11 protein-coding genes and 1 pseudogene are annotated in these 11,734 nt (G+C 46.6%); 2 read left to right on the top strand and 10 right to left on the bottom strand.

Going from position 1 to position 11,734, the window contains the following annotated elements:
• Positions 1–1,545: MFS transporter (locus tag RAC86_RS27945; protein WP_377886250.1), on the top strand; the 1,545-nt coding region annotated here is incomplete at its 5' end.
• On the opposite strand, the gene bstA is transcribed toward RAC86_RS27945, so the two are convergent.
• The 3 genes from bstA to estB all read right to left on the bottom strand — a co-directional run bounded on the left by bstA (position 1,542) and on the right by estB (position 4,129).
• Entirely contained in the window at positions 1,542–2,078 is a 537-nt protein-coding gene (gene bstA, locus RAC86_RS27940; RefSeq protein WP_015252524.1) for a bacillithiol transferase BstA, read from the bottom strand. The genes RAC86_RS27945 and bstA overlap by 4 nt on opposite strands.
• Positions 2,079–2,189: 111 nt before the next feature.
• The gene (locus tag RAC86_RS27935; RefSeq protein WP_003242504.1) at positions 2,190–3,278 is read right to left on the bottom strand and encodes an acyltransferase family protein; all 1,089 of its coding nucleotides are present in this window, start codon (positions 3,276–3,278) and stop codon (positions 2,190–2,192) included.
• A gap of 218 nt (positions 3,279–3,496) precedes the next feature.
• Positions 3,497–4,129, bottom strand: a complete 633-nt coding sequence (gene estB / locus RAC86_RS27930; protein ID WP_003243184.1) for an esterase EstB — start codon at positions 4,127–4,129, stop codon at positions 3,497–3,499.
• Positions 4,130–4,400: 271 nt separating this feature from the next.
• Between estB and padR the strand changes: the two genes are divergently transcribed.
• The gene (padR, locus tag RAC86_RS27925) at positions 4,401–4,949 is read left to right on the top strand and encodes a transcriptional regulator PadR (RefSeq protein WP_003233588.1); all 549 of its coding nucleotides are present in this window, start codon (positions 4,401–4,403) and stop codon (positions 4,947–4,949) included.
• Between the two features lie 72 nt (positions 4,950–5,021).
• Here padR and lnrN read toward each other — a convergent pair.
• The 7 genes and pseudogenes from lnrN to catD form a co-directional block, all read right to left on the bottom strand.
• Positions 5,022–6,192, bottom strand: a pseudogene (gene lnrN, locus RAC86_RS27920) (linearmycin resistance permease LnrN).
• Positions 6,193–6,205: 13 nt separating this feature from the next.
• Positions 6,206–7,396: a linearmycin resistance permease LnrM gene (lnrM, locus tag RAC86_RS27915; protein ID WP_377886247.1), complete on the bottom strand. Its 1,191-nt coding sequence runs from the start codon at positions 7,394–7,396 to the stop codon at positions 6,206–6,208.
• An 11-nt stretch (positions 7,397–7,407) separates the two neighbouring features.
• The gene (gene lnrL / locus RAC86_RS27910; RefSeq protein ID WP_033883282.1) at positions 7,408–8,343 is read right to left on the bottom strand and encodes a linearmycin resistance ATP-binding protein LnrL; all 936 of its coding nucleotides are present in this window, start codon (positions 8,341–8,343) and stop codon (positions 7,408–7,410) included.
• Positions 8,344–8,486: 143 nt separating this feature from the next.
• Positions 8,487–9,149: a two-component system response regulator LnrK gene (gene lnrK, locus RAC86_RS27905; RefSeq protein WP_101172078.1), complete on the bottom strand. Its 663-nt coding sequence runs from the start codon at positions 9,147–9,149 to the stop codon at positions 8,487–8,489.
• Entirely contained in the window at positions 9,146–10,348 is a 1,203-nt protein-coding gene (lnrJ, locus tag RAC86_RS27900; RefSeq protein WP_072175501.1) for a two-component system sensor histidine kinase LnrJ, read from the bottom strand. Before lnrJ ends, lnrK begins: the two co-directional genes overlap by 4 nt.
• A 117-nt stretch (positions 10,349–10,465) precedes the next feature.
• On the bottom strand, positions 10,466–11,323 hold the full coding sequence (catE, locus tag RAC86_RS27895; RefSeq protein WP_015252532.1) for a catechol 2,3-dioxygenase: 858 nt from the start codon (positions 11,321–11,323) through the stop codon (positions 10,466–10,468).
• A gap of 17 nt (positions 11,324–11,340) precedes the next feature.
• On the bottom strand, positions 11,341–11,734 hold a 394-nt coding region (catD, locus tag RAC86_RS27890), incomplete at its 5' end, for a DoxX family oxidoreductase CatD (RefSeq protein ID WP_377886246.1).

The raw sequence follows: 11,734 nt of genomic DNA, 5'->3' as shown, positions 1-11,734 counted from the left end.
TTAACAGAGCAGAAAGGCCAAAAGTGGGCGATCAGCCTGTTTACGATTGGTGTATTTATGGCTGCGCTAGATAACGGAATTATTTCAGCTGCCTTAACAACGATAAACGAGTCGTTTTCCGTTTCCCCTTCCTGGGGATCATGGGGCATTACCCTTTATACGCTCGGTCTTAGCGTCAGTGTGCCAATCGTCGGAAAGCTTTCCGACCGCTACGGCAGAAAAAAACTCTTTCTCATTGAGGTTTGCCTGTTCGGACTTGGTTCTTTGCTTGTTGCTTTGAGCCAAAGCTTCCCGCTCTTTCTGATATCGCGGCTGATTCAGGCGCTTGGAGGCGGCGGGATTTTCATCATCGGCAGCTCTCACATTCTCGCGACCCTTCCAAAGGAAAAACAGGGGAAGGCGCTTGGGCTGCTTGGCGCAATGAACGGGATGGCCGCTGTGCTCGGGCCAAATATCGGAAGCTTTCTGCTTGATTGGACCGGGTCTTGGCATTGGCTGTTTTTGATTAATTTGCCGATTGCCGTGCTATTGGTTGTTTTCGGCGCATACTTTATCGCGGAAACAAAAGCACCTGAAGCTAAGCGCCTCGACACGGCCGGGATCTTCCTTCTATCCCTGTCGATTTTAGCCGTGATGTACGGCATGACGAACCTTGACGGGGCAAATCTCTTACACAGCTTGGGGAATCCGGAGGTTTATGAATGTATTATTTTTGGCATACTTTGTTTTGCAGCGCTTATCTCGTATGAAAAGAGAGTTGAAATGCGAGGAGGCGATCCCATTTTGGCGTATTCTCTGCTGCGAAACCATATGTTTCAGCGCACGCTTATCATCGGCTTGTTATCCGGGGGGCTCTTGGCGGCAGTCATTTTTATCCCGTCATATGTCGAGCAGTATTTGGGTGTCCCTGCCGCAAAAGCAGGCTATTGGATGACACCGCTTGCGTTGGCTTCCGGAATCGGCGCTTGGCTTGGCGGAGCGCTTACCGACAAAAAAGGTCCTGTAAAAACCGTTATTCTTTCGGGAATCATCTCATGTGCGGGGTTTGCTTTATTTCCGCTCTGGGTGACGGAAAAATGGGAGTTTGTGATCGCAAGTGTGGCAGCTGGGATCGGTTTTGGCTTTCTGTTAGGCGCTCCGCTGAACGTCCTTGTATCAGAAGCGGCAAAAACAAATAAGGGCACAGCCCTTGGCACGCTTTCATTAGTAAGGCAAATTGGACTGACCTTGGCACCTACTCTTTATGCAGGTTTTATCACTGCCGGGTTTGACCAAATAGGTGATGAGATCAACAGCCGCTTATCGGACAGCGGATATTCAGAAAAGGCGATGCAGATGATTCCGGAGATCGACAGTTCTGATGTTTCTTCTTTACAAGAACAAATCGAACGCATTCCCGTTCCTGAAGTCAAAACCGCGATAAGCGACGCCATTCATGCGAGTGTCGCCAGCGGCTATGATCATTTATATGCAGCGGCTGCTGTGATCTCACTTCTGGTGATTGCTGCTATCAGTATTCCGGCTTTCCGCCGGCAAAAGCGTTAAGACCACCCCATCCGTCTGGAAAGCTCCGTAATATGAGCGATATGGTGATGTGAGTGCCAGACATACAGGCCGAGCGCGTTCTCCAGGGTAATGATCTCCTTTGTATCAGGGTGATAAAATCCGCGCTTAAATTGCTGATCCGTCAGGGTGCGGAGCAGAGCCGTCCATCTTCCGTGAAGCTCCTGCAAAAGCGAAAGCGAGCCGCTCGGATCTGCCGTTTTCGAGTCTTTTAGCTCCGACCATGCTTTTTCATCATACGGACGGATAGCCGGTGTCTCTTCCGTCAAGCTCAATTTAAAACGAATATAGCTGTTCATATGACTGTCAGCCAGATGATGAATAACTTGCCGAACGGTCCATCCACCGTCCCGGTACGGTGTGTCAAGCTGGCTGTCCGTCATGCCCTCTACAGCTTGCTTCAATTTTGCCGGCACTTCTTCAAGTACTTGAATCCATTTATCTTTTTGCTCCTTCGATATGGATTCCCTCGGCTTGTATTCTCCTATTGGGTAGCTTAGATTGACTGATGTCATGAATGTTCTCCCTTCTATTCACTCTTCTCCTTTATTTTACAAGAAAAAGATTGTGTATGCTGTATGATTTAATACACAACAAGCGGCAGGAGCCCCCCTGCCGCTTGTTTTTCACCCTGCGTGATCACGCACTTCGACTGTTACCTTCTTCTGTTTTGGCTGATAGATTTTCCCCACAAATAAATACCCATATTTGAACTTATTCAGCGCCCATGAGGTCATAATCGGGCCGGCTGTACACACGGCAAACAGCAGGAGAACAGCCGGTACGGCAGGAATTTCGGGCATATTCAAAAGCAACACGTAGCCTATAATCATAAAATAGGCATGAAGCAGGTAAATCGAAAAGGAATAGTTGCTGATAAACATCATGATTTTCGGCACATGCTTCATTTTGGAAAACAAGTGAAAACACAGGAAAATCATGCTTGTTGAATACAGCATGATATCAGGCCGCTTCGAGCTGATCATGCCGATTTCACCCACATAAGAAACAGTGACAACCAGCGCCCCAGAAGCAATTGCGGCGCCGTACACCACCCAGCGGTATTGGTTCAGCAACGCTAAAAAACGCTTGTATTCTTTTCCGCAATAGTAGGCTAGACAAAAGTAGAAAAGCCAGCCTGCGAACGGAACCCAGAAGAACGGAAATGCCCCGCCCTCTTCAGAAGCAGGAGCCGGGCTGGCTGCGGAGAAATAGCCTAAATAAGCGGCTGTCACCACAAATGAGATAGACAGCACCCATTTCGGCGATGCTTTTTTCAAATACTCATGAAACATCATATGCAGCATGTAAAATTGAAAGATGACGAGAATGAAGTATCCGATAAAGTTTCCTAAGAATACGTTCGCCAGATATTTTTGCACAAACGCGAGAAAGGTTACCTCTCCCCCCATCGCACTGGTCATCAGCAGCGCATCGATGGCCGCGATAAATAGAAAAGGAACAAAAATCACTTTTCCCCGCTTCTTTAAAAAACCGTCAGGCACCCCATCAGGATAAGAACGGGCCAGTAAAAATTCAGAGATGAAAATAAAAGCGGGCGTGCTGAACATCAGGAGTGTGCGGAAAGAATCAACAGTGTGAGAAATATCTGCAAGAGCTTCTGCCTGAAGCATCAGGACCATTGAAATGATATGGAGCAAGACGACACTTAAGCACGAAATGCAGCGGATCATAAAAATTTCTTTAATTTGCATAACAGCGCTCCTTTTATTTCAAATTGATAGAAATCGATGGTTGTACCTTAACATGTCCGCTCTATTTGAAAAAGTGCCTGATGTCATAAATTGACGTATGCATGATAGACTAAGGTCATAAACCCCTCTGGCTTATTGGTGTATCTTTCTCAGACGAGATTGCTAGAAAAATGCAAAAAACCTGCCGTAACGGAGACTGCAGGTTTTTTATGAAGATATTAATTTGTATTGAGGCCTCCGCCATTCAACCCTTCTTTGATATAGCCGTTCACTTGGCTATTAGAGAGCAAGCCAATATGACCGATGCCATAAAGCTGGATGTTTCGCGCTCCTTGTAACCGAGACAAGCTATTGATGACAATTTGATCATTGAGACTGTAAATAGATGTATAGAGGATCTTTTGATTAGGGTCTGTGCCCGGCAGCGCCGTTGATGATACTAAACCATTAGCCCCTCCAAGCGTTACGACATTTTGAATCTTATTGCCTCCGCCTAAATATTTAATATAGTACAGCGTATTGGCGCCTCCCATACTATGAGCCACAATATCTACTTTTTTTGCCCCCGTCTCTTTTAAAACACGGTCAACATATGAAGCAAGCTGCGGGCCGTTATTTAGGTTATTTCCTGTTTTATCATAAAAATCAATTGCGTACAGTTTGTTGCTTTGCCAGCCTTGAGAAATTAAGTAGTTTTTAATAGCGAAAAAGTTGTATGATGCACCACTTATTCCATGAACAAGAACGACAGGATTATGTACTGATTCAGCTTTTGCGCCAGACGGCGGAGCGGCTAAAACAGATAGAATCAGCGATAAACAAATAATGAATGCCATAAGTACTTTTTTCACGTTTATTCCCCCTTAAAATGTTTATACCACCAATTTCCTATTATACATAAAAAATCAATATGGTTAATATTTTTTCTGAAAATTAAATTTAAATCTCTTTTATATGACGGAGATAAATCGGATACCTTCTGACAAACCTTTTATCTTCATTTCCAAAGAGCCCGGTTGTGTTCCCTTCCTCCCTTTTCTATAATAAGGGGAATAGGCAGTTAGAATCACAGTTGAGCACCGGCTCATCTGTTTTGCGAAACAGCCAGACACGGAGGATAGCATGAGAGTATTAAAATACGCCATATTAGGGCTTTTGCGAAAAGGCGAATTGAGTGGATACGATATTACGAGTTATTTTAAAGAGGAGCTCGGCCAGTTTTGGAGCGCCAAGCACAGCCAGATTTACCCTGAGCTCAAAAAGCTGACGGATGAAGGATTTATCACGTTTCGGACAACGATTCAGGGCACAAAGCTGGAGAAAAAGATGTACACCCTGACAGACAGCGGAAAGCAGGAACTGCATGACTGGCTGATCCGCCACCAGCCGATACCCGAGACGGTGAAGGATGAATTTATGCTGAAGGCTTATTTCATTTCTTGTCTATCGCGCCAGGAGGCTTCTGATTTGTTCAAAGACCAGCTGCAAAAACGACAGGCCAAGCTTTCTGACTTACAGGGAAGCTATGAAAAGCTTATGGCTTCAGCAGAGCCGATGTCATTTTCTTCACCGGACTTCGGCCACTATCTTGTGCTGACGAAAGCGCTGGAGCGGGAGAAAAATTACGTTTCTTGGCTGGAATCAATTTTAGCTATGATAGATAAGGATTAACCGCAGTTCAGGCTACACCCATACGAATGTACCCACATGCTAAAAAACATCTGCCTAAACGGCAGATGTTTTTTAGGCTCGGAGCGCTTTCAGCCCCGCTGCGAAAGTGATCGCAGCAAATGCAAGCAAAGTGCCGCAGATTCCGAGAATATCTGTGACGTGGGCACCGTTAGCGATAATCTCTGTCAGCCCGCTCATCGCCCACTTTTGCGGAAGAAATTCAGCGATGGATTGCATAAATTTCGGTTCAATGTCGATCGGCCAATACATCCCGCTCACCATACATGTTGCGATGACAAACAAGTTGCCGAACGCAAGCTGCTGTTCTGGCGTTCTGACGTTGGCCGCAATCATCAATCCAATGCCGACAACGGTCAATAGAAAAAGTGACACTAATACAATAACTGCAGCCGGATTCCCCCAGTTGATGGCAAACAGCCAATGGGTTGCGAGAAGCAATATGCCAAATTGAATCCAGCCAATGACAAAGAAGGACAGCACATACCCAGCACCGATTTCAGCTCGGCTGACAGAGGCTGTAGACAGAGGCTGTAAGCAATCTGGACCAGACGCCGTTTTTTCTTGCTTCTAAAATGGTTCCAGCCGCTCCCATCATGGTCAGCATGACAAACAGGATGGAAAACCCTGCTGCTCTGGAGGCTGTGTCACTTGCTTCCGCACCCTCTTTTTTATCACTGAGCGTCTGTCGTTTTACTGCCGGAACTGTATCTTCATGTTTTTTGGCGAAAACGGTTTTATACGCAGCCTTCCAGTTCTCTCCCGCTGTCTGCGATGCCGTTTTTGCCGCGGTCACCTGAATATTGAGCGTTGCCAATGTGCTTTCTGCATATTGTTTGACCATCGGCGTTTCCGACAGCTCAGGGCCGTGACGGAAAAGCAGCTCAGGGTTTTTGCCTTTTTCCAGCTGTGTCTGGAACGAGCGGGAAATGACGATGATCCCGGCAATTTTCTTTTGTTTCAGCTTTTCTGACGCTTTGCTTTCAGACATTTTTTCGAATACATACATATCATCGTGTGCCTTCAGCTGCCGAATATAATGCTGTGAGAGAATCGTATCGTCCTGATCAACGATTGCAAGCCGCACCTTATCATCATTGCCGCCGAGCATACTCCCAAATACAAAGGTAAGCAAAAGCGGGGCAGCAAACATGATCAAATAGTTCTGCGGCTTCTTAAAAATGAGAGAAAGCTCAATGCCGCAAATGGCTATGATTTTTTTCACCTTTTGTACCTCCTTATCTTGTATGAAGCCGTCTGATACCAATTACAAGTGAACAAAGACCGATCGCCGCAAAAAGAAGCACAGGCTTTTGAAGGTCAGCCCAGCCTCCCCCTTCCATTAAAGAAAGAAAGCCGTCAAGCGCCCAGCGATTTGGCACCGCTTTGGATACAGACTGCAAGATGTCCGGAAATTGGTACAGCGGCAGCATGGACCCGCCCAGAACCGCAAGCAATTGAATGCCGAAGCCGCCTATCGCATCTGCAGATTTCATATCGCTGATGCACGACGCAAGCAGCATTGAAATACCAGATACAGCTGCGGCGTAAGAAAGCCCGAGTACACTCACAAACAGCAAATTGCCGCCCCAGTCCACACCAAATACATTGATTGTGACGATCAGAAATATGAAAAATTGTATGATGGCAAACAGATACGTCCCAAGCCATTTTCCGAAGAGAATGACGGATTTTTGCGCAGGCGTCATCAGCATTCTGGCAAGCGTCTCCGTATCCTTTTCCTGTAAAAACGATTTCGCCCCGACTGTGATATGAAACAGCATAAACATGCAAAGCATTGCAGCCGAATAGTATTGAAAACTGGTAACGGCTTTGCTGCCGACAGATTTTTCCGCAATAGTAAGCTTGTCACCTGTTTCTTTTTCTAGCGTCTTTGCCAGCTTTTCTGCAAACTGTGCAGGGTCAAGTTTTCCTTGCTGTACAGCTTCCGTTTTGCTGATGTAGTCCATTGAGGCTGACGCGGCTTCCTTTACCGCTTTATATTGCTCTATAAAAGAGCTGGCAGCTGTTTCGATGATGGAACTTTTCAATGTTTGATCAGGAGCGGCATTAACAACAGCTGAGGTTTTGCCGGCTTCCCAATGGTTCGGGATAACGATGCCTACATCGATTTTCTTTTCATCAATCAGTTTTTTCATCTTGTCTTTGCTGCCGACTTTTGTGACCTTTATCGACTTCATTTTTTTGAGAACATCTTTTGTAAACATGTTTGCTGTATCTGACTGGTCTGATTGAATGTAGCCGACTTTGATATCATCAATCCGGCTGCCTCCGTCAACAACTGATCCGAGCGCCGCCCCTAAAATACACGTTAGGATCAGCGGCATTAGGATAAGCATCATAAACCCTTTTCTGTCCGTGATTCTGATTTTGACATCTTTCCATGCGATCCATATGCTTTTTTTCATAGCCGTCCCTCCTAATCCCGCAACGTGCGGCCGGTCAGATTCAGAAACAGGCGCTCCAGATTCGGTTCCTGCACCTGAAGGGACAGCAGGTTTATATGATGAGCAGCAGCTTCAGCAAGCAGACTGGTGACGACTTTCTCATGATGAGCCGCAGAAATGTCGATTTTGAGCTCTGACTCCTGGACTGTTACATCATTCACATGGGCCAGAGATCGGATCGCCAAAAGAAAGGCTTCATTGATCCCGCTGACCGTGAGCTGAATGATGGTATCGCCTCCAAGGCGGCTGCACAAATCAGTTTTTGTGCCAATCGCAATCATTTCCCCCTGATCAATTATCCCGATCCGGTCGCATAAAAACTCAACTTCTTCCATGTAATGACTCGTATAGATCACTGTCATGCCCGTTTCGTTGAGCTGTTTGACCGTTTCTAAAATGTGATTTCTCGATTGAGGGTCAATACCGACAGTCGGTTCATCCATAATCAGCAGCTCGGGCTTATGCATTAAAGCCGCACCGATGTTGATTCTTCGTTTCATCCCCCCGGAGAATGTTTCAATCTTATCTTTAGCCCGCTCAGTCAGACCGACATATTCAAGGACCTCAGCCGCTCTTTTTTTGGCCTCACCGTGCGTAAGTCCGTACATTTTCCCCCAAAACATAAGATTCTCATGAGCCGTCAGCGTCGGATATAATGCAATTTCCTGCGGAACAATGCCGATTTTTTGTTTCGCTTTGGCCGTTTCTTTTCCGATAACATAGCCGCCCACCGTGATGTTCCCGCTGTCATGCGGCACAAGGCCGGAAATCATCGAGATGGTTGTGGACTTCCCCGCACCGTTTGGCCCGAGCAGACCGAACGACTCCCCCTTTTGAAGGGAAAAAGAAATGCCTTTCACGATTGTTTTTTTTCCATATGCCTTTTTGATGTTTTCTGCTTGCAGCAAGTCGTTTCACTCCTTTTTTTGATCCATTGCCATTGTAGAAGAAAGAAAGGCGTGCGGCATGTAGCGGCAGATAGAACATAGGGCATGAAAAAAAGGCCTGTAAAAGGCCTTTTCAGAGAAGCGTATATGCAAAACGTCATATGTCAAAAGACAGATATACCATATCTGACCGAGTAAATGGCGGCTTGGGTTCTGTCCCTGACAGCCAGCTTGCTGATGATATTTGAAACGTGGTTTTTGACTGTGCCTTCTGTAATGAAAAGCTTTTCGGCAATTTCTTTGTTATTCAGCCCGTACCCCAGCTCAGCCAGAACTTCAATTTCGCGCTCGGTCAGGTCGAGCAGCTCGTTAGGTTTTTCTATCTCATTTATTCCTTTCAGCTGTTTTTCACGCTTCCATTCATTCAGCATTTGGGCAGTCAATTCCGGCGGAAGCACCATTCCGCCAGAATGAACTGTCATCACTGCTTTTACAATCGTATCTGCCGACATATCCTTCAGCAGATACCCGCTTGCTCCTTCTTCAAGCGCTTCAGCAATCAGCGCTGAATCCTTAAAGGTTGTCAACATCAAAACCTTTACGCCGGGCAGCGAGCTTGTGATTAATTTTGTTCCCTCCACCCCGTTGGAAACCGGCATGCGGATGTCCATTAACACGATATCCGGCTCCAGCTCTTTCGCCTTTTCGAAGGCTTCCTGTCCGTTTCGCGCCGTTGCGATCACATCGAGCTCTTCTCTGAGCTGGAGCAGGGATGCCAGCCCTTCTCTGACGATATCCTGATCGTCGGTAATGATGATCTTAATCATGATAAACTCTCCTTTTGCTGTACGGGCCTGAAGCTCCATTTTTTATTGGCAAGTGAAAATTCTGCATTCACAGTAAATCCTTGATCCTGTTCGCTTTCAAAGCGGATCATTCCGCCATGTTCCGCTGCCCGCTTTTTCATATTCAAGAGACCAAAACCAAGTGCTGCCTCGGGATTGCCTTTGCCGTCATCCTTAATGACAAGGCTGATGCTGTCCGTTGTGCAGGCAAGCTGTATCGAACAGGCTGCGGCGCCGCCGTGCCGTTTGGCATTGGTCAGTGCTTCCTGCACCGTTCTGATCAGGGTCGGATGGAGAGACAGCGGGATGATTGCAGGATCACCGCTGACCGCAAATTCTGTTGTGACTCCTGCATTTTTGCAAAAGTCCTCTGTCAGCTGTTTCAGCGATTCGATTAGCGAAGGATCGTTTTCAGTTTGCAGAGTGCGTACTGATAAGCGGACATCATCAAGCGCTTCACGGGCAAGTGTTTCACAGACACCTACTGTCTCATCCGCTTTTTGGCTGTCTCTTTTTTGCCATTCACGCAAAAGCTGCAGCTGGACGAGAAGGGCCGTCATTTTATGCCCCACTGTATCATGGATTTCCCGCGCCATTCTGTTCCGCTCGTAAATGGCAGTCAGCTCTTCAACCTGCTTCGCATATAAATGGAGCTCCTGATGTGCAGCAGACAGCGCCAGATGGGACTCCGTCAGTTCCTGAAACTGCTGTTTTGCCGTATCCTGCGCATCCAACAGCTTGCGGATTAATTTGCCCACGACACCGCAGAAGACAACGAATGTCATGCTAGTCAAATGATCAATGACAAATTCATTGCCGAACATCGCATATGTACGGATGAGGACGGTCAAAAATAAAATAGAGGAAAGACATAAGACAGACCATGCTGTTCTTTTAGGAAACCCCCGCAGAAAAAAGGCGACCGCAACCGGACAAAGCATAATAATGAACAAACCTGTGCCGGGAAAGATAAATCCGAACGAAAAGCCGATTGCAATATCAATCAGGCAGAACCAGATGGCATTTGTCTCTTTTGTCAGCAAAACATGATTGGCTGCATACATGGCAGCACCTGCTGCTATAAATACATATCCAAACCAGTTATCCTCTTTCACAATGGACAGATACATTAAACAGCTCACCATCAAGGTGAACATTCTCGTAAAAAAAAGAGCTTTCACGCTCATCACTCCCGATACCCAATTCCCTTCTTATCATACCTGCCTCAGGGCATTTTTGACAGGAGTTTCTGGAAAATAAAAAATCCCCCTGCCGTTATTTCGGCAAGGGGATTGCAGTTAAATCACAAATGTAATATAGGCGCCGGAAACAGGGTCTTTCACACGAAAGCTGTTTTCCGTCTCTTCAATCGAATACCCGGCATGTTTGACTCGGTTTGCCACCAAATCCAGCTCCTCTTGGTGAGGCAGGACAACAGTGTAATAATCTAGTCCGCTGGCATTTGTCGGTTTAGGCGGCGCATTTCTTCCCGCCCAAATGTTTAAGCCGATATGATGGTGGTACCCCCCGGCTGAAACGAAGAGGGCGGACATGCCCGCATAGTTTCCGACAATGTCAAAGCCCAGTACATCTGTATAAAACGCCTTTGCTTCTTTCAAATCACTGACATGCAGATGAATGTGTCCGATGATTGTATCGGTCGGAAGCGATGTTTTCCGCTCATCTCCTGCCTCTTCCAGAAGGCCCTCAATGTCAACAGCGGTTGTCGTCATGACGTAGTTTCCTTCCCGATCACGCTGCCACGTGCTGCGGGGGCGGTCAGCGTACATTTCAATGCCGTTTCCGTCAGGATCAGACAGGTAGAGCGCTTCGCTGACAGCATGGTCTCCATGTCCGATAGCAATGCCGTGTTCAATCAGGCGGGCGAGCGCGATCCCAAGTTCTTTCCTGTCCGGAAGAAGAATCGCAAAGTGATAAAGGCCTGTCACAGACCGTTCAGGCAAGACGACAGCGCTCGGATTTTCTTCAAGAATAAGCAGTACGCGTTTCCCGTCAGCCGTTAATTCCGCTTGGCGATCCGTCTTTTTTAAGACTTGAAAACCGATGACGTTACAGTAGAACTGAAGCGAACGCTCCAGACTGCGAATTGTGAGTTTGGCATAGCCAATGTGTGTATCCTCATGAATGCTGGTCATGCTGCATGCCTCTTTTCTTATGCTGAAACGTTTCCGTTCTTTTTTCCTTTAAACACAAATGGGTCCAGCGCCAGGAATCGACTTCCAGTAAGCGCCAGGTGAATGGATGTCAAAAGCAGAAGGTAATCAAATTCTGCATTGCCCATGAATGGCGCTTTCAGCTTAACAGTGATGATGGCGCCGATCAGTGTAAGAGCGAACAGTACACCGACAATACGTGTAGCCAATCCGAAGAAGACAAGCACTCCGCCAATCAGTTCAATCGCTGCGATGACATACGCCATAAAGCTTGGAAGGCCTATGCTGCCGAAAAATTGGATGGTGCCCTCCATTCCCTGAAACTTTGATAAACCGTGAACAAAAAAGATAATACCTGTAATAACTCTTAAAAGTAATGTGCCAATTTCAAAT

This window comes from Bacillus sp. LR_5, from assembly GCF_042709275.1.
The sequence above is the reverse complement of the archived record's forward strand: the minus strand, read 5'-3'. Positions and strand labels throughout refer to the sequence as shown.

Excerpts from the sequence above, each read along its gene's own strand:
- lnrK (WP_101172078.1), bottom strand. The coding sequence starts at position 9,149 with ATGATTAAGATCATCATTACCGACGATCAGGATATCGTCAGAGAAGGG.
- padR (WP_003233588.1), top strand. The coding sequence starts at position 4,401 with ATGAGAGTATTAAAATACGCCATATTAGGGCTTTTGCGAAAAGGCGAA.
- lnrM (WP_377886247.1), bottom strand. The coding sequence starts at position 7,396 with ATGAAAAAAAGCATATGGATCGCATGGAAAGATGTCAAAATCAGAATC.
- bstA (WP_015252524.1), bottom strand. The coding sequence starts at position 2,078 with ATGACATCAGTCAATCTAAGCTACCCAATAGGAGAATACAAGCCGAGG.
- RAC86_RS27935 (WP_003242504.1), bottom strand. The coding sequence starts at position 3,278 with ATGCAAATTAAAGAAATTTTTATGATCCGCTGCATTTCGTGCTTAAGT.
- catE (WP_015252532.1), bottom strand. The coding sequence starts at position 11,323 with ATGACCAGCATTCATGAGGATACACACATTGGCTATGCCAAACTCACA.